The sequence below is a fragment of the Aeromonas molluscorum 848 genome (genome assembly GCF_000388115.1).
Classification (GTDB): domain Bacteria; phylum Pseudomonadota; class Gammaproteobacteria; order Enterobacterales; family Aeromonadaceae; genus Aeromonas; species Aeromonas molluscorum.
This window is the reverse complement of the sequence record NZ_AQGQ01000054.1, coordinates 1-22554: the sequence shown is the minus strand read 5'-3', so window position 1 is coordinate 22554 and position 22554 is coordinate 1. Positions and strand designations below refer to the sequence as shown.

General features: G+C 58.1%; 23 protein-coding genes. 11 read left to right on the top strand and 12 right to left on the bottom strand.

The genetic code is table 11. The annotated features are described in order from the left end of the window. Positions 1-496: 496 nt before the first annotated feature. Positions 497-1465, top strand: a complete 969-nt coding sequence (locus tag G113_RS09620; RefSeq protein WP_040319094.1) for a glycosyltransferase — start codon at positions 497-499, stop codon at positions 1463-1465. 155 nt (positions 1466-1620) lie between these two features. On the opposite strand, the gene G113_RS09615 is transcribed toward G113_RS09620, so the two are convergent. From G113_RS09615 to G113_RS09595, 5 genes are all read right to left on the bottom strand, one after another. Further along, positions 1621-2418, bottom strand: a complete 798-nt coding sequence (locus G113_RS09615; RefSeq protein ID WP_005899876.1) for a DUF1338 domain-containing protein — start codon at positions 2416-2418, stop codon at positions 1621-1623. An 89-nt stretch (positions 2419-2507) separates the two neighbouring features. Beyond that, positions 2508-3977: a succinylglutamate-semialdehyde dehydrogenase gene (gene astD / locus G113_RS09610; protein WP_005899874.1), complete on the bottom strand. Its 1470-nt coding sequence runs from the start codon at positions 3975-3977 to the stop codon at positions 2508-2510. Positions 3978-4081: 104 nt separating this feature from the next. Beyond that, on the bottom strand, positions 4082-5101 hold the full coding sequence (gene astA / locus G113_RS09605) for an arginine N-succinyltransferase (RefSeq protein ID WP_005899872.1): 1020 nt from the start codon (positions 5099-5101) through the stop codon (positions 4082-4084). Between the two features lie 76 nt (positions 5102-5177). Continuing rightward, positions 5178-6395 carry an aspartate aminotransferase family protein gene (locus G113_RS09600; protein WP_005899870.1) on the bottom strand — a complete coding sequence of 406 codons (1218 nt, stop codon included), beginning with the start codon at positions 6393-6395 and terminating at the stop codon, positions 5178-5180. Between the two features lie 480 nt (positions 6396-6875). Continuing rightward, positions 6876-7457 carry an aminodeoxychorismate synthase component II gene (locus tag G113_RS09595; RefSeq protein ID WP_005899868.1) on the bottom strand — a complete coding sequence of 194 codons (582 nt, stop codon included), beginning with the start codon at positions 7455-7457 and terminating at the stop codon, positions 6876-6878. A gap of 482 nt (positions 7458-7939) precedes the next feature. Here G113_RS09595 and kduI point away from each other — a divergent pair, with 482 nt between their 5' ends. The 3 genes from kduI (at position 7940) to G113_RS09580 (ending at position 10194) form a co-directional block, all read left to right on the top strand. Next, positions 7940-8776 carry a 5-dehydro-4-deoxy-D-glucuronate isomerase gene (gene kduI / locus G113_RS09590; protein ID WP_005899866.1) on the top strand — a complete coding sequence of 279 codons (837 nt, stop codon included), beginning with the start codon at positions 7940-7942 and terminating at the stop codon, positions 8774-8776. Between the two features lie 75 nt (positions 8777-8851). After that, on the top strand, positions 8852-9613 hold the full coding sequence (kduD, locus tag G113_RS09585) for a 2-dehydro-3-deoxy-D-gluconate 5-dehydrogenase KduD (protein ID WP_005899863.1): 762 nt from the start codon (positions 8852-8854) through the stop codon (positions 9611-9613). A 65-nt stretch (positions 9614-9678) separates the two neighbouring features. Next, positions 9679-10194 (top strand): YgjV family protein, encoded by a 516-nt coding sequence (locus tag G113_RS09580; protein WP_005899861.1) that lies wholly within the window; start codon positions 9679-9681, stop codon positions 10192-10194. Between the two features lie 108 nt (positions 10195-10302). Here G113_RS09580 and kdgR read toward each other — a convergent pair whose 3' ends face one another. Then, positions 10303-11106: a DNA-binding transcriptional regulator KdgR gene (kdgR, locus tag G113_RS09575; protein WP_040319093.1), complete on the bottom strand. Its 804-nt coding sequence runs from the start codon at positions 11104-11106 to the stop codon at positions 10303-10305. A 336-nt stretch (positions 11107-11442) separates the two neighbouring features. Between kdgR and kdgK the strand changes: the two genes are divergently transcribed. The 6 genes from kdgK to G113_RS09545 all read left to right on the top strand — a co-directional run bounded on the left by kdgK (position 11443) and on the right by G113_RS09545 (position 16864). Further along, positions 11443-12414, top strand: a complete 972-nt coding sequence (gene kdgK, locus G113_RS09570; RefSeq protein ID WP_005899854.1) for a 2-dehydro-3-deoxygluconokinase — start codon at positions 11443-11445, stop codon at positions 12412-12414. Then, a complete protein-coding gene (locus tag G113_RS09565; protein ID WP_005899853.1) occupies positions 12398-13018 on the top strand; it encodes a bifunctional 4-hydroxy-2-oxoglutarate aldolase/2-dehydro-3-deoxy-phosphogluconate aldolase in 621 nt (206 codons plus the stop codon). Before kdgK ends, G113_RS09565 begins: the two co-directional genes overlap by 17 nt. A 92-nt stretch (positions 13019-13110) precedes the next feature. Beyond that, a complete protein-coding gene (locus G113_RS09560) occupies positions 13111-13584 on the top strand; it encodes a YhcH/YjgK/YiaL family protein (protein ID WP_005899852.1) in 474 nt (157 codons plus the stop codon). 346 nt (positions 13585-13930) lie between these two features. Further along, entirely contained in the window at positions 13931-14941 is a 1011-nt protein-coding gene (locus tag G113_RS09555) for a TRAP transporter substrate-binding protein (RefSeq protein WP_005899851.1), read from the top strand. 52 nt (positions 14942-14993) lie between these two features. After that, positions 14994-15554: a TRAP transporter small permease gene (locus G113_RS09550; protein WP_005899850.1), complete on the top strand. Its 561-nt coding sequence runs from the start codon at positions 14994-14996 to the stop codon at positions 15552-15554. Between the two features lie 2 nt (positions 15555-15556). Beyond that, positions 15557-16864 carry a TRAP transporter large permease gene (locus tag G113_RS09545; protein WP_005899849.1) on the top strand — a complete coding sequence of 436 codons (1308 nt, stop codon included), beginning with the start codon at positions 15557-15559 and terminating at the stop codon, positions 16862-16864. A 253-nt stretch (positions 16865-17117) separates the two neighbouring features. Here G113_RS09545 and G113_RS09540 read toward each other — a convergent pair whose 3' ends face one another. The 4 genes from G113_RS09540 to rpe form a co-directional block, all read right to left on the bottom strand. Next, entirely contained in the window at positions 17118-17333 is a 216-nt protein-coding gene (locus G113_RS09540; RefSeq protein WP_005899847.1) for a hypothetical protein, read from the bottom strand. Between the two features lie 122 nt (positions 17334-17455). Next, on the bottom strand, positions 17456-18460 hold the full coding sequence (gene trpS / locus G113_RS09535) for a tryptophan--tRNA ligase (RefSeq protein ID WP_005899845.1): 1005 nt from the start codon (positions 18458-18460) through the stop codon (positions 17456-17458). An 18-nt stretch (positions 18461-18478) separates the two neighbouring features. Continuing rightward, positions 18479-19147, bottom strand: a complete 669-nt coding sequence (locus G113_RS09530; protein WP_005899842.1) for a phosphoglycolate phosphatase — start codon at positions 19145-19147, stop codon at positions 18479-18481. Next, on the bottom strand, positions 19134-19808 hold the full coding sequence (gene rpe, locus G113_RS09525) for a ribulose-phosphate 3-epimerase (RefSeq protein WP_005899831.1): 675 nt from the start codon (positions 19806-19808) through the stop codon (positions 19134-19136). The genes G113_RS09530 and rpe overlap by 14 nt, the downstream gene beginning before the upstream one ends. Before the next feature lie 350 nt (positions 19809-20158). On the opposite strand from rpe, the gene G113_RS09520 reads away from it, so the two are divergent. Continuing rightward, positions 20159-20350 carry a DUF2970 domain-containing protein gene (locus tag G113_RS09520; protein ID WP_005899830.1) on the top strand — a complete coding sequence of 64 codons (192 nt, stop codon included), beginning with the start codon at positions 20159-20161 and terminating at the stop codon, positions 20348-20350. Between the two features lie 14 nt (positions 20351-20364). Here G113_RS09520 and G113_RS09515 read toward each other — a convergent pair whose 3' ends face one another. Then, positions 20365-21240 (bottom strand): Dam family site-specific DNA-(adenine-N6)-methyltransferase, encoded by an 876-nt coding sequence (locus G113_RS09515; RefSeq protein WP_040319092.1) that lies wholly within the window; start codon positions 21238-21240, stop codon positions 20365-20367. Positions 21241-21309: 69 nt separating this feature from the next. Beyond that, positions 21310-22554, bottom strand: a 1245-nt coding sequence (locus G113_RS09510; protein ID WP_005899826.1) for an SPOR domain-containing protein, incomplete at its 5' end; no start/stop codon positions are given.

The window sequence follows — 22554 nt, the reverse complement described above, 5'->3', positions numbered from 1 at the left end:
TGTCCTGAAGCGGGTCTGATGATCCAGCCAGCCGCACTGACCCGCTGTCAGCGCGTGAATGCCGTCACGCGATAGCGGGTCCATCTTCTACTGGCGGTAAAGCAAGGGGGAGCGTCTAGCAACAAGAGACTTTCGTTAAGGCCCCTCTCATCGAAGCGGTAGCAAATCCGCTTGGCACCTTGTGGTGCCGTCCACCCTGCCCTTCTCCTTCTCTTCCTGCTCCTGCTCCTGCTCCTGCTAGTCAGACGACAAACAGCAGACTTGCAACATGCCTTCGGCTGGCCTCATCCCAGGGAGTGGTCAAGCGCCATGATGAGTGGCTTGCTTTCGACGCAATGCCGGATCAGTTCCCACAACGGGAATCACACATTGCCATTTTAATTTGGACACCACAAAATTAATCTCAGATTAATCTGATAGATAATGACAATTGTATCAATTTAATAAATTCCAATAACAACACCTCAGTTACACCCCGGCAGCGAAAGTGTCGAACTTGAACAACAATAAAATAGAGATACATGTTGTTTGTCGTGAAGACAGCATGGATAAATATGGTGAGAGCGTACAGGCACTGCTCAATGCCCGCATTCACCCTGATGATATTCCTCAAGTACTGAGTGTGAGTGGATGTACCGTCTGGACATTTCAAACACTTATTAATTTGAATTACTACTATGGGGATGACATTACGTGCAGCGTTGGCACTACATGCCTGCCAAATAAAATAAACTTGCTTCATTACGATGACTTTAGCCCGAGAGTAAAGCCATGGCGTGGGCTGACTGTGGTCTGCCGTGCAGACAGACCGCATGTTTTTGGGGCCGACTATGTGGTCGAGCAAATAAAGTCCGCGGAGAAAAATGGCGGCCTATTCATCTCACATTGGCCCCAGCCAGGCCTTAAACCAAGATGTGCGCAACGAACTGCAATTACGACTATTGGTTATTTTGGCCGTATGGATAGCTTTCCTCCCGAATTGACAAGCGATGCATTCAGAGAAAATTTGGCCGCGCATGGTCTTTTATTAAAAATAGAGTTAAATAACTGGACTGACTATCAGGATGTAGACATTGTCCTTTGCTTTAGAAAAGACCACGACCATACCTTGTCGCGCAAGCCTGCGAGTAAGCTCATTAATGCATGGCTGGCTGGTTGTGTGTTAATTTGTGATGATGAGCCCGCAGTAAAGGCAATCAAAAACAGCCCACTGGATTACTTGGTCGCACATAACTCAGCTGAAATAATAAAGACTGCCGTCATGCTAAAAAACAATCCGGATCTGTACCATGCAATGACAGCCCATGGAAAGCAGAGATTAGGTGAATACTCCAGAGAGGCCGTCGCAAAAAACTGGATGCTTCTGTTTGATAAAATCTGGGCAAAAGGATTAAATCAGCAAAACATCACCATGAAAGCGCTGGTATTTTTTCTTTGGAAAGCAGTCAAGCCATTCAGAAAATAACCCCCCGTTCATGACGTATTCACACTTAACGATAACGCTGTCTAAATACCGCCCGCCGATAATCATCACTCCCCGATAAGATAGATAAACGCCTCCCAATTGAGAGGCGTTTCAACACGACATGACCGACAACTGACATCGAGGTCCCAACCCTACTACATGCTATTGGTGGATTCGAAGATCTTGTCGGCGGAGGCTTCGACGAAGCCCGGGTAGAGCACGCCATTGGCCTGCGGATAACGCAGGGCAAACTCGTAGAAGCAGCTCGGTATGGTGCGCACCCCGTCTGTGAAGGCCACATCGGCCTTGTCCGCCATGGTGGAGGACTGCTCCAGCATCACCTGCGGATCCCCCTTCACCTCGCCACCGGCGGTATTGAGTACGAAACCCGCCGCCTTCAACGCCTCGTTGACCAACTGTATGGTGTCAAAATCTGCCAGGCGATTGATGCTGACGGTGAAGTGGTTGGCGCGATAGCCCCAGGCCGCCATCCAGGCCGCGTACTCGCTCTCGGCGAGCAGGGTCTGGTAGTCGGCCCCGGATACCTGCCAGGGTGCACCAGCGTAGAGGAAGGCACTGGTGTCAGTCAGGTGCGTCGGCACCTGGGCAACCAGCTTGTAGATGATGGCCTGGGCAGCGTCCGATAGCTCCTCGACCTTCAGCTCGCTGATGAACACCTTGGGGGCATCGGGATCTGCGTGCTCAAAATGCTTGGCATAGAGCTTCTTGGCCTTGAAGACATACTCATCCCTCTCCTCGTAACCCAGCGCCCGAAAATGAGCGGCCAATGTTTCGAGGCCCACCTGGGGCAGATTGAAGGTGCGGAACGCCACATGGTCGTTGACGATGGCGGCACCGCCACCAAGCAGCTGATGTACCTTGTGGGCACTCGGGGTGACCTGAATGTAGTTATCCCACAGATGACCGAACAGGGTTTCGATATCCTTTTGCATCACTTTATTCCTTTGCTTGCGGGTACAGACAAGGGCCCTCGAAGAGCCCTTTTGTTATCAATCGCTGACGAGGTGCACAGGACCTTGCCTTAGAAGCTCAAACCGGGGGAGAGCTGCTCTGGCATGGCAGCCTTGCTGTCTTCCACCGATGCGACCGGGTAGGCGCAGTAGTCGGCGGCGTAGTAGGCGCTCGCCCTGTGGTTGCCGGAGGCACCAATGCCGCCGAATGGCGCCGCACTGGAGGCACCGGTGATGGGCTTGTTCCAGTTGACGATACCGGCGCGAATGCGCTTGAAGAAGTGGTTCCAGTCCGCTTCGTTATCCCCAAGCAGACCGGCCGACAGCCCGAAACTGCTCGCATTGCCCAGATCGATGGCGGCGTCGAAGTCCTGGTAACGGGTCACCTGCAGCAGTGGGCCGAAGTACTCCTCATCCGGCAATCCTTGTGCGGCAGTGATGTCGACAATACCGGGGGAGACAAATCCCGTGCCCGGCTCCAGATGCTTGAGGGTGAGCAGGCTCTTGCCCCCCAGGGACTGCAGCTTGGCTTGGGCCTCCACCATGCCGATGGCGGCACGCTCACTTATCATGGCTCCCATGAAGGGCTGATCCGCATCATCGTAGTGACCCACTTTGATCTTGCCGGCCACCTCGATGAGGCGCGCCAGCAGTGCGTCGCCGGCCGGGCCCTGTTCCACGAATAGACGGCGAGAACAGGTGCAGCGCTGACCCGAGGTGATGAACGCGGACTGGACGATGGCGTGCACGGCGCCGTCCACATCACTCACGTCTTTTACGATGAGCGGGTTGTTGCCACCCATCTCCAGCGCCAGGATCTTGCCCGGTTGACCGGCAAATTGCTGATGCAGGAAGTGACCGGTACGGGACGAGCCGGTAAAGAAAAGGCCATCGATGTCGCTGTGACTTGCCAGGGCTTTGCCGGTGTCGACTTCCCCCTGCACCAGATTGATGACACCGGCGGGCAGACCCGCTTCCTGCCAGATTTTGAGCATGGCCTCGGCCACCATGGGGGTCAGCTCGGAGGGCTTGAACACCACCGTATTGCCGGCGATGAGTGCCGGCACTATGTGGCCGTTGGGCAGGTGGCCGGGGAAGTTGTAGGGGCCGAACACCGCAACCACACCGTGGGGTTTGTGGCGCACGAACGCCTTGGCACCCGGCATGGGATTTTCGACCGTGCCGGTACGCTCATCGTGGGCGCGCAGGGAGATGGCAATCTTGCCCTGCATGGCGGCGACCTCGGTGCGGGTCTCCCACAGCGGCTTGCCGGTTTCGCGGGCTATGGTGAGCGCCAATGCTTCCTTGTGCTCGCCGAGCAGTTCGGCGTAGCGACTGATGATGGCACTGCGCGCCGCCAGGGGGAGATCCGCCCAGTGATAGAACGCGGTGCGGGCAGCCTTGACGGCGGCATCCACCTGAGCGGCACTGGCCGCTTGACCGCACCAGACCACCAGGTTCTTGGCCGGATCTTTTGACTCGAACGCCTTGCCCTCACCCGCCAGCCAGTTGCCATTGATCAGCTGTACTAATTCGCTCATTGCTCATATCCCTTGTTGCTTGGCTCTCGCCTGCCAGGCCACCCAGTGCGGGCCGCCAGCTCATCGTGTTCAGCGGGACAATGCATCGCACTGTCCCCATGTTGTCAGTCCAGATCCACGACCCGGACCTGATCGCCATTCTCCACCTTGAGGGCCGCCGCCATCTTGGGCGGCACTATGGCCTCCTGCTTGTCCAGATCGACCCGGATATTGCCAAGGCAGGCACGGTATTGTTCGAAGCGGGTGTTGCACAGCAGATAGGTGTGACCACCCAGGGGCTCGCCCACCACCACGGTCAGCCGTTTGCTGCGGCGTATGCTGCGAATGTTGTTCACATCGCACTCGACGGTGGGGCCGGCATCGAAGATGTCGACATAGCCGCGGTTCACGAAACCTTCGTCCTGCAGCATCTTGATGGCAGGGCGGGTCTTGTCGTGGGTTTTGCCGATCACGGCCCGCGCCTCATTGCTGAGCAGATTGACGTAGATGGGGTACTTGGGCATCAGCTCGGCGATGAAGCGCTTCTTACCAATCCCGGTCAGATAGTCGACGGTGGGGAAATCCATCGAGAAGAAGTGCTTTTGCAGCCACTCATAGAAGGGGCTATGACCCTTTTCGTCGGAGACACCGCGCATCTCGGCGAAGACGGTCTTATCAAACAGCTCGGGGTGCTCGGCCATGAACAGGAAACGGTGCTTGGAGAGCAGCCGACCGTTGAGTCCCTCGCGAGCACATTCGCGCAAGAAGAGCGTGCAGAGCTCAGAGTTGCCGGTGTAGTCATTTGATAGGGTGAGCGTCTCGACCACGTTGTAGATGCCGAGCTTGGGGGAAGAGTGCACGACCTTGCCGATGTGATAGTTATAAAACGGCTGGGACAGGCCCACGGCCGCATCGATGGCGCAGGTGCCAACCATGTCCCCGGTGTCCAGATCCTCGGCCACGAAGAAATAGAGGCAATCGCCCTTTCCCGCAGGTTTGTCCGAAAAAGTCTGGGTAGAGGCGTCGATTTTGCGCTGCAGCAGCTCATCATTGACCGGCAAGGAGGTCATGCCAGTACCGGATTCGATGGCGCAAGTCTTGAGACCGGCAAAATCTTTCTGTTCGATAGGACGGATTAACAACATAGATGACAACTCCCTTTCATTGACGACAGGTGGGGTCCCGGCTCCTGCCGGGAGGGCTCCCCACCTCAATTCGGGATCAGGCGTTAACAACCTGAGCCACGGCCAGCTCGAAGCGAGCCAGACCTTCCTTGATGTCCGCTTCCGGGATCACCAGGGAGGGGGCAAAACGCACTACGTTGGTGCCGGCCACCAGGGCCATCAGCCCCTGATCGATGGAGGCCAGCAGGAAGTCGCGAGAGCGCCCCTTGAAGTCATCGTTCAGTACGGCGCCGAGCAGCAAGCCCTGGCCACGCACTTCGCTAAAGCAGTGGTACTTGGCGTTGATGGCTTCGATGCCGGCGCGGAACAGGGCTTCGCGCTGCTTGACCCCTGCCAGCACTTGCGGAGTGTTGATCACATCGATCACCGCCTCGGCCACGGCACACGCCAGCGGGTTACCGCCGTAAGTCGAGCCGTGAGTACCCACTTTCAGGTGAGCGGCTATCTCTGTAGTGGTCAGCATGGCGCCGATGGGGAAACCGCCGCCGAGCGCCTTGGCGCTGGTGAGGATATCCGGCGTGACGCCCAGACCCATGTAGGCAAACAGTTCGCCGGTGCGGCCAACCCCGGATTGCACTTCGTCATAGACCAGCAAGGCATTGTGCTTGTCGCACAGCTCGCGCACACCCTTGGCGAACTCGTCGGTGGGACGAATGATGCCACCCTCACCCTGCAAGGGCTCCATCACCACGGCGCAAGTGTTGTCGGAGATGACAGCAGCCAGCTCGGCCAGGTTGTTGTAGGTGACATGGGTGATGTCGGCAGGCTTGGGGCCGAAACCGTCGGAGTAGGCGGCCTGGCCACCCACGCTCACAGTGAAGAAGGTGCGACCGTGGAAACCCTGATGGAAGGCGATGATCTGGGTCTTGTGCGCACCGAATTTATCGATAGCGTAGCGACGGGCCAGCTTGAGCGCGGCTTCGTTCGCTTCGGCGCCCGAGTTGCAGAAATAGACCTTGTCGGCGAAGGTGGCGGCGACCAGCTTCTTGGCCAGACGCAGGGCCGGCTCATTGGTCATGACGTTGGAGAGATGCCACAGCTTCTCGCCCTGAGTTTTCAGGGCTTCGACCAGCTTGGGATGACAATGACCCAGGCCATTGACCGCAATACCGCCGGCGAAATCCACATACTCACGTCCAGCCTGATCCCAGACACGTGAACCTTCACCACGCACCGGGATGACATTGGCGGGCGCATAGTTGGGAACCATCACTTCATCGAACACTTCACGTGTCACTGCCAACAACTCTGACATACTTGCTCTCCTTCCAGATGGCGACAGAATAATCCACCGCCTAAAAGTTAAATCCGTGTAAACGTGACGGTATTGTCACAGAAAAAAAGTAAAAAGTCTGTAACTTGACGGCCTACAAGGAACAATCTTCGATTGCCCGTGAGATTTTAGGCAGCCCCATTGCATAACGGCTCAGAGGCTGTTGGCAAGAGATAATTTCGACTGGCATAGGGGTGAATAAACCGTCAGAGAAAAAAATTTTACCCATAGCGTAAAAATGAGACTCAAGTCACATCTTATAGCCGAAACAGGGTGAAATCCCCCAAGATTTTGGGGGGGAAAGATGAATCAATCTAGTCGAACGAAACCCAGGATGGCTGCTGAGGCAGGTATTTATCCTGTCGAACGAACAGCCTGGGCGATGGATGGGAGCCGAGGCAGCCCATCAGCAGATGATGCGGGTAAAGGAGATAAAGCAGTGCAATATAGGGCAGGATGGACTCAGCGGTGAGCCAGGAAGTTGGCCAGCAACCCATGGCCCTGTTCGCTCAGGATGCTTTCGGGATGAAACTGCACCCCTTCCAGGGCCAGCGTCTTGTGGCGCAGCCCCATGATCTCGTCAACGCTGCCATCCTCATGCTCGCTCCAGGCCGTCACGGCCAGGCAATCAGGCAGTGTCTGCGCCTTGACCACGAGTGAGTGGTAACGGGTCACCCGCAGCGGATCATTGAGCCCCGCGAATACCCCCTCCCCCTGATGACGGATAAGGGACGTCTTGCCATGCATCACCCGGCGGGCACGCACCACCTCGGCGCCAAACGCCTGGGCCAGGGACTGGTGGCCGAGACAGACCCCGAGAATGGGCAATTGACCGGCGAAGTGCTTGATGGCGGCCAGGGAGATGCCAGCCTCATTCGGTGTACAGGGTCCGGGGGAGATCACCAGGCGCTCGGGGGCCATGGCCTCAATGTCGGCCAGGGTCAACTCGTCGTTGCGTTTAACCACCACCTCCTGCCCCAGCGCACCAAAATACTGCACCAGGTTCCAGGTAAAAGAGTCGTAGTTGTCGATCAGTAACAGCATGCAATAAACCCAGGGATTGAAATCGAGGCGATGGTAACCCGCCGTCGGCTGGCGAGTCGCGCATTCTGGCACGTCTGTCCTGGTTAATAAACGCCTGCCAATGGATGCCGCGGGGCGAGGGCCCGCCCATCAATGCCCTCCTGGTGGATCATTCCACAGGGGCCCGGAACCCGCAGCCAGGAGCCCGCCCGCTCTGCTCCTCCTCTCTATCACCTTGGCTACCCCTCTCTTGCCGGGCGCATTCCCCCGAGACCCTCGACATTGACCGGACGCCTCGTCGACAGATCACCGCGAACGCTCTCCTGCGGCATCGCTCGCTTAGCCCCCTGAAAATCAAAATGTGCAATCTCAATCGCAAAACTCAAAACGATGTTTCATTTTAATTTGATCGCTATTTTTTATTTTGCTATCGTGCCTTCAACGACAGGAGTTCCCGACACATTGTCATTGATGCCGCGTGCGGCCCGGAATTGAGGTTCATTATGCAAACTCGTCAAAGCATCCACAGCGATCATGCCAAGCAACTGGACACCCAGGGCCTGCGCCGTGAGTTTCTGGTAGAAGAGATCTTCACCCCGAACAAGCTGACCATGACTTACAGCCACATCGACCGCATCGTGTTCGGTGGCATCATGCCGGTTGATGCGCCATTGACCTTTTCCGATGCGCTCGGCAAGGCATTCGGGGTCACCTATTTCCTCGAGCGGCGCGAACTGGGCCTCATCAACATCGGCGGCCCGGGCTTGGTAATTGTCGATGGCAGCCCCTATGAAGTGGGCAAGGCCGAGGCGCTCTATGTCGGCCAGGGGGCCCGTGCCCTGAGCTTTGCCAGCGTCAACGCCGAGCAGCCAGCCAAGTTCTACTACAACAGCGCTCCGGCCCATACCAGCTACCCGACCCGCAAGGTCACCCAGGATCAAGCGTCTCCGGCGACCCTGGGGGACCCATCCACCAGCAACCGCCGCACCATCTACAAGTATCTGGTACCGGACGTGCTGCCGACCTGCCAACTGGTGATGGGCATGACCCAGCTGGAAGAGGGCAGCCTGTGGAACACCATGCCCTGCCACACCCACGAGCGCCGCATGGAGGTCTATTTCTACTTCAACATGAAGGAGGACGCCGCCGTGTTCCACATGATGGGCAAACCGGACGAGACCCGTCACCTGCTGGTGCACAACGAGCAGGCCGTCATCTCCCCGAGCTGGTCCATTCACTCCGGCGTCGGCACCCAGGCCTACACCTTCATCTGGGGCATGGTGGGCGAGAACCAGGTATTCGGTGATATGGACCATGTCGCGGTCCAGGATCTGCGCTAAGCCCCCATCGCGAGCAGCCAGGGCGGCGGCTCCTGACACTTAATTCCACACCTTCCCGTGGCTAGAGGTAACAACATGATTCTTAATGCATTCGATCTGAAAGGTAAGGTCGCCATCGTCACCGGTTGCGATACCGGTCTGGGTCAGGGTATGGCACTGGGCCTTGCCGAAGCGGGCTGTGACATCGTCGGCATCAACATTGTCGAACCCAGCGACACCATCGCCAAAGTCGAGGCCATCGGCCGTCGCTTCCTGAGCCTGAAGGCGGATGTCAGCAAGGTAGACACCCTGCCGGCCCTGGTCGATCAGGCGGTCTCCCACTTCGGTCGCGTCGATGTGCTGGTGAACAACGCGGGCATCATTCGCCGGGACGACGCCATCAACTTCAGCGAGAAGGACTGGGATGATGTGATGAACATCAACATCAAGAGCGTGTTCTTCATGTCTCAGGCCGTGGCCAGGCAGTTCATGGCCCAGGGCGAGGGCGGCAAGATAGTCAACATCGCCTCCATGCTCTCCTATCAAGGCGGCATCAGGGTGCCCTCTTACACCGCCTCCAAGAGCGGCGTCATGGGCATCACCCGCCTGCTGGCCAACGAGTGGGCCAACCAGGGGATCAATGTCAACGCCATCGCCCCCGGTTACATGGCCACCAACAACACCGCGGCACTGCGCGCCGATGATGACCGCAATGCCGCCATCCTTGAGCGGATCCCGGCGGGTCGCTGGGGTGTGCCGGACGACATGATGGGCCCGGTCGTATTCTTGGCTTCTGCCGCCTCCGACTACATCAATGGCTATACCATCGCTGTCGATGGCGGCTGGCTGGCGCGTTAATTTCCCCCTGTTTGACGAGGCGCCGCGAGGCGCCTTTTGTCGTTGTCCGCGGACAGGAAAGCAATATGTTCCTCGATAATCTCTGGTTTGCCCAATCCATTGGCCTGCTGGCTTGTCTCGTTGGCGCCACGGCGTTCATGCAACGCCAAGACAACAAACTCAGACTCCACCTCACCCTCAATGGCTCCCTGATGGGCCTGCACTTCCTGCTGCTGGGATCCTCGGTCGGCGCCATCAACTGCCTGCTGTGCGCGATGCGCAACTGGGTGTCCGGTTACTATCGCGGGCCCGGCGTGATGCTGCTGTTTCTGACGCTGGCCTGGCTGCTGGTCATCCCCCGCATCGAGCATCCGGTGCAGATGCTGACTCTGTTCGGCACCACCCTCAGCACCGTCGCCTTGTTTCGCCTCAACGGCATTGCGCTGCGACTGTGCATGCTGAGCAGCACCCTCTGCTGGCTGACCCACAACCTATGGGCAGGCTCCATAGGCGGCATCCTGCAAGAGAGCATCTTCTTCGTCATCAACAGCCACACCATCTTCAAGCTCTACAAGGCAGCCCCGCAACATATCGGGGAATGAGCGGCTCCGGCACCGGGCTCCACCACTCGGCGCAGGGCCCTTATCGACACGGAGCTTAAATGAAAAAGAGCAGGCTCAGGCCTGCTCTTCTTGATACGAGATGCTAAATCAGCGTTGGCGATGAACACCAAAGGGGTAGTCGTGGAAGCCCAGCCCGGCGGAGATATTGGCCGCCGCCTCATGCAACTGGGCCACCAGGGTGGCCTTGTTCTCTTCATGGAAGCGCACCAGGGGCAACGACAGGGAGAGTCCCGCAATGATCCGCCCCATACGGCTGTAAATGGGCACGGCGAAGCAGCGCAGACCGTGTTCCATCTCTTCCCGATCTTCGGCGTAGCCTTGCTCGCGCACCTGAGCCAGCTCCACCAGCAGCGCATCGACATCGGCGAGGGTATGCTCGGTAAAGCGCTCGAAGGTCACACCGGCCAGCATGGCGCGCACTTCCGTTTCGGGCAGCCAAGCCATAATGACTTTGCCAAGGCCGGTGCTGTAGAGCGGGCGACGGCGGCCGATGCGAGAGTACATCCGCAGGTTGTATTCGGAGTCGATCTTGTGCAGATAGACGATGCTGTCTTCATCCAGCATCCCCAGGTGCAGGGTCTCTTTGGTCAGCTTGCCGAGCCGATGCATCTGCTCGTCGGCAATCTGCACCAGATCCTGGTGCTCCAGCGCTTTCGCGCCCAGCTCGAATAGCTTGAGACTGAGTGCATACTTGTCAGTCTCGCCCTCCTGGGAGACATAGCCCAGGGTCTTCATGGTCTGCAAAAAACGGTAGACGGTGCTCTTGGACATCATGATCCGCTGGGACAGCTCGGTCACTCCGATCTCTTTCTGCTCCCCCAATGCCTGCAGTATGCCGAACACCTTGAGTACCGATGATACCGATTCTGGCGAGTTGTCTATCATCGACATTGTTCACTTCCAAAAAAAATGATTGATTGTTTCATTGTATTTGAAATGAAATGACCATCATAGTGACAGAGCCGATTATCCAGTCAAATCATCTACTAATAGATAGAGAATGTGGTCTCGCTCACGCAGGTATCGGCCAGAGCCTCGCCGAACGCGCTGACCATGAGAGCATCCCTAGCGGCCGACGCACGGCCACCCTTCCTTGCCTGCTTGCTTCCTCCCATCAACACAAGACCATTGTCACATTTTTAATGAAATGATGTTTCAATTGTTTTTTCTTCCCTGTCAATTAAATAGAATGACGCCATCATCAACGCGGAACACGCGGGAGGATCTATGTCTATCAAGGTCGCCGTCATTGGCGAATGCATGATCGAGTTGTCCGAAAACAAGGCCAACATAGTGCGCCATTTTGGAGGGGATACCCTCAACACGGCCGTTTACCTGACCCGCGCCAACCCTGACATCTCGGTGCATTACGTGAGTGCCCTTGGCACTGACCCCATGAGCAGCGCCATGCTGGCGCAGTGGCAGCAGGAGGGGATAGACATCGAGCTGGTGCAGCGTCTCAGTCACAAGCTGCCCGGCCTCTACCTCATCGAGACCGACGAGCGCGGGGAGCGCACCTTCCACTACTGGCGCAGCGACGCGGCGGCCCGTTATTGGCTGCAAACCCCGCAAGCGAAGCGGATCGGTGAGCGGCTGCATGAATTTGATTATCTCTATCTGAGCGGGATCAGCCTCGCCATCCTGTCACAAGCTGACCGGCTGACCCTGCTGCACCTACTGGCCGACTGCCGGGCTGGCGGAGCCAGAATTGCCTTTGACAACAACTACCGCCCCCGCTTGTGGGAGAGCCAGGAAGCCGCCCGGCAAACCTATGCCGCCATGCTGGCGCTGACCGATCTCGCCTTCCTGACCCTGGATGACGAGGTCGCCCTCTGGGGGGACAGTGATGAGTCCCAGTGCCTGACCCGTACCCGTGCACTGGGCGTGAACGAGATCGTCATCAAGCGCGGGGCCGCGCCCTGTCTCATCGTGCAGCCAGAGTACCGCTGCGAAGTGCAGGCCATCCCCCTGACGAGCGAACAGGTCATCGACACCACTGCGGCGGGGGACTCCTTCAGTGCGGGTTACCTCGCCACCCGGCTGGCGGGGCACTCCATGGCCGACTCGGCCCGCTATGCCCATCGGCTGGCAAGCACCGTCATTCAACATCGAGGCGCCATCATCCCCCTGACTGCAATGCCACATCCCATCACCCCTGACCACCCATCCCACGAGGCTTCCCATGTCCCCATTGCTTGAAACACTATCGACCCTGAAGATCATTCCCGTCATTGCCATCCAGGATGCCGACGATGCCGTGGCCCTCGGTCGCGCCCTGTTGGAAAACGGCATGCCCAGTGCCGAAATCACCTTCCGCACCCCGGCAGCAGCAGAATCCATACGCCGACTGAGGGACGCCTTCCCCGAGATGATCATCGGTGCAGGTACCGTCTTGACCACGGCCCAGGTCGATCAGGCCATCGCCGCCGGTGTGGATTTCATCGTGAGCCCGGGGCTCAACCCACGCATAGTGCAGTACTGCCAGGCCCGCGGGGTGCCCATCATTCCCGGCGTCAACAATCCCAGCCAGGTCGAGCAGGCCATGGAGCTGGGTTTAAAGACTCTCAAGTTCTTCCCGGCAGAACCGTCCGGTGGGCTGGCCATGCTCAAGGCCATGAGCGCCGTCTATCCGCTCGCCTTCATGCCCACCGGCGGCGTCAGTCCAAGCAATGTGAAGGCGTACCTTGCCCTGCCCGCAGTCTTTGCCTGTGGCGGCACCTGGATGGTTCCCGCCAACCTCATCGACAATCGCGAGTGGGACAAAATCGGCGTCCTTGCCAAGGAAGCCATGGCCGCGCTCTGAGCCTGCATGGGCCTGTCCCACGGGCCCATCATTCCAGCCCCGACCGGTTTGCCATAGCCCTGCGCCGCCGGTTCAATGAAAGGATCCATCCCATGATCGTTGGTAACCTGCAGCAACTCGCCATCGCCATGCTGCCGCCCCCGCTGTTGCGCCTTCTGAGCCGGCCCGATCTCTCCTTGCACAAGCTGCAGCAACGGGAAGAGGGAAAATATGATCTCATCGAGGATACCCTCTTCTACATCGTTTCCTGCCCCACCACCGCTCAGGAAGCGGATCTGAAGAGCGAATTTCACGATCGCTACCTAGATATCCAGATAGTGCTGCTCGGGCAAGAGATGATAGCCCTCAGCCCCACTGTCACTTCCCCCCATGACCGCCGGGAAACCAAGCCGGATCTTATCTTCCTGGACAACCCGGCGATCACCACCCGGCTGCTGCTCAATGTCGGCGACTTCGCCATCTTCTATCCCGGCGAGGTACACAGACCCACCTGCCAGGTCGGCTCTTCGGCCCAGATAAAAAAAGTCGTGTTCAAGATCTGCAAAACCTGGCTGTCCGCCCAGTAATGGCCACTGGCCGCAACCATTCGTTCCTCTCTCTTGCATGAATGCCCCTGCCTCCAGCCGTATTGAGAGGCAGGAGGCCAGCTCCGCGCATGACACCATGTCATCACTGGCGGCTCCTCTTCTCGTGGCCCTTTGGGAGCTGATGCTCCCCCTTTTCGCGATAGAAAACCTCGATTGAAATCCCTCTTCAGCTTCACTGTGACAATGCCACATGCAGCAAACACAAAACTTGACTCAGCATTCCTTCAAATATGGAACGCCATTTCATTAACTTGAGTTTGATCACTGAAATGCGGCCGGATTCGCGTAGCATGAACGACATCAAAATAACCAAGGGATAACACACATGCGTACCATCAATGCTCTGCCCAAGCTGTCTCTGATTGGCACAGTTGTCGCCGCGGGTCTGTTTCTGACTGGATGTGGTGAAGACAGCAAGGCTGCTGGCCCCGTGATCCTGAAGACAGCGTTTAACCAGTCTGAACACAATCCCCAGTTCAAGGCGCTTCAAGATTTCAGCCAGAAGCTCGAAGCCGCCACCGGTGGTAAATACAAGTTGGAAATTCATCCCAACGAGCTGCTTGGGGATCAACGTGCGGCCCTGGAGCTAGTGCAGTCCGGCGCCATTCAGCTGGCTGTCGTCGCCAATCCCTTGGTCGAGAACTTCAACAAGAACTTCTCCGTGCTGGCCATGCCGTACATCTACGACAACCCGGCTCACCAGCGCAAAGTGTTCACCAGTGGCACCCTGGATGCCCTGTTCAGCTCTACCAAGGGCAATGGCTTTGAGGTGCTGACCGCCTATACCGCCGGGGCGCGCAGCATGTACGTCAAGGGGGCTCCCATCAAGACCCCGGAAGATATGAAAGGACAGAAGATCCGGGTGATGCAGTCCGACACCATGGTCAAGATGCTGACCTGCATGGGGGGAACCGGCGTACCCATGGGCCAGGGAGAGGTCTACTCCGCCATCCAGCAGGGGGTGCTAGATGGCGCCGAGAACAACGAGATCACCTACGCCGACCTGAAGCAGTATGAAGTTGCGCCGCATTTCTCCTACACCCGCCATGTGATGGTGGCTGACCTGCTGGTGGCCAACGAGTCCTTCCTGGCAAAGATGGATGCCGCCGATCAGGCAACCTTCCGCAAACTGGCCAAAGAGAGCACCGAGACCGAGTTCGACCTCTTCAGTCAGGCGCTGGAAACCGCCAAGCAGACGGCTACCAGCCAGGGAGCCACCTTCACCGAAGTGGATATCGCGCCCTTCCAGGCGCGCTGCAAGCCGCTGCAAGAGACGCTGCTGGTCACCCCGGAGCAGAAAGATATTTTCAACAAGATCCGCGCACTGGCCAACTAATGGCTGCTGTTGCTAAGGGCTGCCATGGCGGCCCTTTCTATGAGGTTCCTCTATGAAACCCGCTCAACAACCCACAATGCTCTCCGCCCCTCCCGGCACCCTCGTTCAACAAGGCTTCTATGCCTCGCTGACCGGGTTCAAGCAAAGAGTGGATCTGCTGGTCTCTTATTTCTGTATCGCCATCGTAGCGTTGATGACACTGCTGGTCACCTATCAGGTGGCGACCCGCTACCTGCTCAATGACCCAAGCGCCGTGAGTGAGGTGCTCTCCCGCTACCTCTTTATCTGGCTGGTCTTGATCGGGAGTGCCTATGTCTTTGGACTGCGCGAGCACATGGCGATCACCTTCATGCGCGATCGCATGCCACACAATGTTCGCATCCTGCTGGAGATGCTCGGTGAGCTGGCGACCACCCTCTTTGCCTTGCTGGTACTGAGTGTGGGAGGTTACATCGGGATGAGCCGCCAGATGGGGCAACTCGACTCGGCGTTGCAGATCCCCATCGGCGTCATCTATGCCGCCATTCCCCTTTGCGGCGTACTGACCGTCTTCTATTGCCTGTACAACCAATACGGGTTGGCCAGACAACTCTCCTTCGAGCACAAGGTATAACCATGGATATTGCGGTTGTTGTCGCGCTGGTGATGTTCATCGGTGCCTTTGTCCTGCTGTTTATCGGCACCCCCATCAGTATCAGCATCGGGCTCTCCTCCTTCCTGGCCATGGCGATGATCCTGCCCTTTGATGGCGCCATCCTGACCTCTGCCCAGCGGGTCTTCGTCGGCCTGGACTCCTTTGCCCTGCTGGCCATTCCCTTCTTCATTCTGGCCGGCAATCTGATGAACAATGGCGGCATCGCCATTCGCTTGATCAACTGCGCCAAGATCGTCAGCAACTTCCTGCCGGGTCCGCTGGCCCAGACCAACGTGGTTGCCAACATGCTGTTTGGCTCCATCAGCGGCTCCGGCGTCGCCTCGGCGGCGGCCATCGGCGGCATCATGTCCCCGATCCAGAAGAAAGATAAATACGATCCCGCCTTCAGCGCCGCGGTCAACATCGCCTCGGCCCCGACCGGCATGCTGATCCCCCCAAGCAACTCCCTGATCGTCTATGCCACTGTCGCCGGCAGCGTCTCCATCACAGCACTGTTCATGGGTGGCTACGTGCCCGGCATCCTGTGGGGGCTGGGGGTCATGCTGGTAGCCGGCTTCATTGCCAAGCGCCGTGGTTATATGGCCGAGCCCGACTCCCTCAAGGGTCTGCGCCTCAAGTTGCTGCTGGATGCCATCCCCAGCCTGCTGATGATCGTGGTGGTCATCGGCGGCATCCTCGGCGGCATCTTCACCGCGACCGAAGCCTCCGCCATCGCCGTGGTCTATTCGCTTGTCCTCGGTGTCTGCTACCGGAACATCAAAGCTGCCGACCTGCCCGCCATCTTCCTGGCCACCGCCAAGATGACGGCCATCGTGATCCTGATGCTGGCCGCCTCATCCATCATGTCCTGGGTGATGGCGTTCACCAAGATCCCGGCACTGATCGCATCGGGCTTGCTCTCCTTCACCGACAGTTTCCTGATCATTCTGCTGGTCATGAACCTGGTGCTGTTGCTGGTGGGCACCTTCATGGACCCCACCCCGGCGGTGCTGATCTTTACCCCTATCTTCCTGCCCATCTGTACCCAGTTCGGCATGGACCCGGTGCAGTTCGGCATCATGATGATCTTCAACCTCTCCCTCGGAACCATTACGCCGCCGGTGGGCCCCATCCTGTTTACCGGCTGCAAGATAGGCGAGATAAAGATTGAGGGGGTCATCAAGCCACTGTTGCCCTTCTTCGTGGTGATCGCTCTGATCCTGATGCTGGTGACCTATGTGCCGGCCATCTCGATGGCGCTGCCCCAGGCGATGGGGCTGGTCAACTGAGACAACTTCGCCGAGCGTTGCGGCAAGAAGCCGTCGTTGAAGACAGCCAATGAGCCAGCCCCGGGTGATCAGCACGCCCGGGGTTTTTCATGGCTGCGCCGCACCGTCAGAAAACGGGCAGATAGAGGATACCGCCGGGCGGTTTACGGTATGAACAATACGCACGGAAGGCAAATCAAAGAGGAGACGAAACAGGCGTCACCGACAAGGGAAGGAACCTATCGCAACACAACAGCAGGCCGAGCCAATGGCGTCAGCGATCCAGATAACGGCCCTGTTCCATTTCACGCTCACGTTGGCACTCGGCGAGGTAGATGGCGGCGACGATGGCAGGGACGGCATGGTGCCTGTCGATGGCATTGGAAACCATCAGTTGCAGGGTATTAAGGTTCTTGGCCTTGCGAAACTTGCGCAGCCAGTGACCCTTGTCGCCCAGCTCGTCTATGGAGATTTTTTCTTGGATGGACATGCTCACTCTTGGGACTCGGGGTCCACATAAATTCAAGATCCGGGGATCACAGATACCGAGGGGGAAACAAAGAAAGCCAGGTTGAGACCCGGCTTCCTACGGTTACACCACAATCCGATATATCAGGCTCTGGGAACGAAGCCAACCACATCATATACGCTGGCCAGGGTTTTTTCAGCCCTTTCCCGGGCCTTTTGTGCACCGGCAGCGAGGATGGCCTGCAGATGAGTCTCATCTTGACGCAGGGCGTGGAAACGGGCTTGCAGCGGCTCGAGCAGGGCGACCACGGCCTCGGCGCACTCACCTTTCAGATGGCCATACATCTTGTCTTCGAAGTGCTGTTCCAGCTCCGGAATGGTGCGGCCCGTCACGCCAGACATCAGGGTCAGCAGGTTGGATACCCCAGGCTTGTTGACCGGATCAAAGCGCACCACGGCAGGCTCGTCCGAATCGGTGACGGCCCGCTTGATCTTCTTCACTATCTGCTTGGGATCTTCCAGCAGACCGATGAAGTTGGCCTCGTTGTCATCCGACTTGGACATCTTCTTGGTCGGGTCCTGCAGGCTCATCACCCGGGCACCCTCTTCGGGAATGAAGGGCTCGGGCAGGGTGAACACCTCGCCGTGCAGATTGTTGAAGCGGGTGCAGATGTCGCGAGTCAGCTCCAGATGCTGCTTCTGATCGTTGCCGACCGGTACCTGATTGGCTTGATAGAGCAAGATGTCCGCCGCCATCAGCACCGGGTAACCGAACAGGCCGACGTTGACGTTGTTCTCAAAGCGCGCCGATTTGTCCTTGAACTGGGTCATGCGCGACAGCTCGCCCATCTGGGTGTAGCAGTTGAGGATCCAGCCAAGCTCGGCGTGCTGGGGCACATGGGACTGGATAAAGACGGTGCTCTTGGCGGGATCTATCCCGACGGCCAGATAGAGGGCGGCAGCGTCCAGGCAGGCTTTGCGCAAAGAAGCCGGATCCTGACGGGTGGTGATGGCATGGAGATCGACGATGCAATAGAGGCAATCGAAGTCATCCTGCATCTTGACCCACTGACGCAGGGCGCCCATGTAGTTGCCTATGGTGAGCTGCCCGGAGGGCTGGGCACCGCTCAGTACTATTGGTTTAGCCATGGAGAGGAGTCCTTGTTCTTATTCGACCAGCAAGGCATCGAGCTCACTGAAATGCTCGCATACCCAGTCCGGATTGGAGTCGGCAATGGGGCGGCCATAGTTATAGCCATAGGTGAGCCCCACCACCTTCATGCTGGCAGCCTGAGCGGCCAGCACATCATTTTCGGAGTCACCCACCATCAGGGTGCGCGCCGGGCTGACACCCAGCTCATGGCAGGCATGCAGCAGCGGTGTCGGGCTCGGCTTCTTTGGTTCCACACAGTTACCGCCCAGCCAGAGCGCGAAGCAATCGGCAATGCCGAGAGCATCGAGGATTGGCTGCACGAAGTGACTCGGCTTGTTGGTCACCACGGCTTGGCGGTAACCCAGTTTTTGCAAACGTCGCAGACTCTGCTCGACGCCATCATACATAGCCAGACCTTCGAGCAGGCAAGCCTGGTAGTGCCGATCGAACAGGCCGCGGGCCTGGCTGAACTGCTCGCCAGCGCCGCGATAATCCAAGGCGCGGGAGATGAGCTTATCGGCGCCATTGCCGACCCAGGTGCGTACCACGGCCTCGTCGGCCTCGGCCAGTCCCAGGTCGGCAAGGGTGCGATTGACCGCCAGTGCCAGCTGGGAGGCGCTGTCGATCAAGGTGCCGTCCAAGTCGAACAACACCAGATCGAAGGGACGATTAACGCTGGACATGGGCAAGCTCCGCACGCATCTGGTCGATCACTGCCTTGTAGTCCGGCTGACTGAAGATGGCGGAACCTGCCACGAACATGTCGGCACCGGCTTGCGCGATCTCGCGAATATTGTCTACCTTGACGCCGCCGTCGATCTCGAGACGGATGTCACGGCCACTCTCGTCGATCAGGCGGCGCACCTGGCGCAGCTTGTCGAGGGTGCCGGGAATAAAGCTCTGACCGCCGAAACCGGGGTTGACTGACATCAGCAGGATCACGTCCAGCTTGTCCATCACATATTCGAGACAGGAGAGGGGGGTAGCCGGATTCAGCACCAGACCGGCCTGGCAACCCTGCTCCTTGATGAGCCCAAGAGTGCGGTCCACATGATCCGACGCTTCCGGGTGGAAGGTGATGAGATTGGCACCCGCCTTGGCAAAATCAGGGACTATCCTGTCCACCGGCTTGACCATGAGGTGAACATCGATCATCGCCTTGATACCGAAGTCACGCAGGGCCTGGCAGACCATGGGGCCTATGGTCAGATTGGGCACATAGTGATTGTCCATCACATCGAAGTGCACCACGTCGGCACCCGCTGCTAATACCTTGGCAACATCGTCACCCAGACGGGCAAAATCGGCGGAGAGGATCGAGGGAGCTATCAGAAAGTCTTTCATCACGTCATCCATTGGCAGCTAGGCGAAAAAACGGCGCAATTTTACCCCAAACTGGCTCAGGAAACGAGACTGATTGCCGCTTACCGCGCCTCATGCCACACAGGAGGCCTATTTTCCCGGTCAAGGAAGCGATACAAGCAGAGATGTCGCGCCACCCAGGCCGGGAAGGTGATGCAGGTCAGGCTGTCTGGCGCAGCCAAGCCTGATGCATATCGCCGTGATCAGAGCAGAAAAACGGGAGGGATCGCCTTTCATGAGCGGGTCAGCGGCAGGATGTCTCGGCGGGTTCTGGGGCGAAAGGGGATACCTTGACGAAAACTGGCTAGGCTCTAGGGAGCCAGGAGGCACAAATGAACCAACGACTCACCCTGTGGCACACGCTCACCAGCACCCTCGCCGCCCTGTTCGGGGTGCAATCCCAACGCAATCGCCAACGCGATTTTGCCAACGGCTCGCCATTGGCGTTCATCCTGATGGGAGTCGTACTGATCGCTCTGATGGTCGGCTCTCTGTGGCTACTGGTTAGCTGGATACTCGGCTAAACCATCCCCTCCCCCTAGACGCTGGCTCCTGTCTCGACCAGATCACCTGGATACCACCCCTGCTCCGGCGCGATACCGGGGGGATAGAGCGCCAGCAACTCGGCCACCTTGTTGCGGGTGCCGCCATTGCGGCTGATGGTGCGTTTGACCAGAATCTCATCGAGCCGGGCACCACGGTAGAGTTCACGGGTCAGTTCAATATCATGGTTGCTGATGAGCACGGGCACTCCTTTCTCGGCAGCCGTGTGACGAGCCAACCGGGCCAGTACCGCCTGATCATCCAGGGTAAAGCCGCCGGCCGAATAGCTGGTAAAACTGGCCGTGGTAGAGAGGGGGGCATAAGGGGGATCGCAATAGATGACCCAGTCGGCCTGCGCCCGCCTGATGGCATCGGCATAACTCTCGCAGATGAAGGTCGCCTTCTGCGCCTTCTCCGCAAAGAACCACAGCTCTTTTTCCGGGAAATAGGGCTTTTTATAAGAGCCAAAGGGGACGTTGAAGCCACCCTTCTTGTTGTAACGGCACAGACCGTTGAACCCATGGCGATTGAGGAACAGGAACAGAAGAGCGCGGTCGAAGCTGCCCTCCGTCTGGTTGAACTGGGTCCGCAATCGATAATAAGCCGCCTTGTGATTGTTCTCAGCCACAAACAGCTTGCGCGCCTCGGCAATCAGCCGCTCAGGTGTGAGCTTGAGGTGGTTATAGAGCGCAATCAGATCCGGGTTGATGTCGTTGAGTACATAGGCATCGTAATCTGTGTTGAGAAATACCGATCCTGCGCCGACGAAAGGTTCCAGCAACACACGTCCTGCTGGCAGGCGCTCGGCAATCTCTTCAACCAGGGAATACTTTCCCCCGGCCCATTTTAAAAAAGCGCGTGTTTTCTTCATGGAAATCCGGCGTTAAGAAGGCAACAACCCAAAAAGGGGGGCGATTCTACCCCCTTATCCGACCTGCTGCTATGGCTTCAGCTCTTTTTGTACCTGGGCGAACGACTTGGGCCAGGGTTGCCCTTTGACGAGGGCGGGTGGCAACTGGCGGATGGCCGCCTTCGCCTGCTGGAGATTGGCATGATCTCCCTGCAGCACCACAAACCAGGGACTACCACGGAATTGGGTCTGATAGACCCAGACCTTGCCCGCCAGCTTGTTCTCAGCTACGAAGCTGTCGACCGCCGGCCGGTTGCTCGCCCCCATCAACTGCACGCTGTAATGGGTCTTGGCTTTCTTTTGCAAGGTGGCTATCGGGGTCAGGGCAACCCGGGGGGCGGGCACTGCCTGCTCGACATCCTTTACGATGTTGGTCGCCGGGGGGGCCGCCACACTCTGACTGCCTGTCGTCTGTTTGGCCTGCGTACCAGCCTGTAGATTGGGCCGGGGCTGACCGACCGTGTTTGACTCTTCACCGGTCAGCTCTTTGACCACTTCGCTGGGCAGGGCGCCGCTGGCGGTGGGTTGCGTCATCAGCTTCTCGACCACGTCGTCGGAGATCACGATTCGACGGCCCTCGTAATTGCCTGACTCGGCAGTCACTGTCTCGCTCTCCACTTTCTTGGGCAAGACCTTGCTTTCTGGTTTCCAATCGCGCACCAAGGCGTCGGTATCATTACCTGCCGCACCAGGTTGCGCAGCCTCCTGGCTAACCCCTTCCGGACTCTCCCCCGCAATGGGTGCGGGCAGTTCTGTGCTCATCGGCTTAGCCGTCTCCTGACCGTCCTGCTTGTCTGAAAACAGCGAAGGCAGCAGGTAAGTGAGCACCAACAAGATGCCGATAACGGCAACAAAACCCAGGACGACCTGCTTGATGGGCAGCTTGGGTTGCGACTTCTTGGGTCTTCTGTCGGTCATGATATCCTCCAGGGCCTGCATGATGATGGACGGCTGTCCTTTCGACTGGCTCAGGATCTCCTCTACCCTGGTTTTGGGCAAGAGGGTCGCCGGTATCTTCTGCTCTTTTGCTTTCTCATACAGGAAGATGCGTTGCTCAGGTGCGCTCAGCGGCGCGACCTCCAGCTCAAGGGGCGGCATGGCGCGTCCCTTGAGGCCCGCGCGCATAGTGCGACACCAGACGTCATCGCCGGTCAACAGGATGGCCATCTGATGAGGTTTGCTCAGGGTGTCATTGTGGCGACACAGGGTCCAAAGCTCGCTGCTCACCTCATCAGGCAACTCGTGCGCTCGCTCAATCAAGCAACAGCAGCGTTG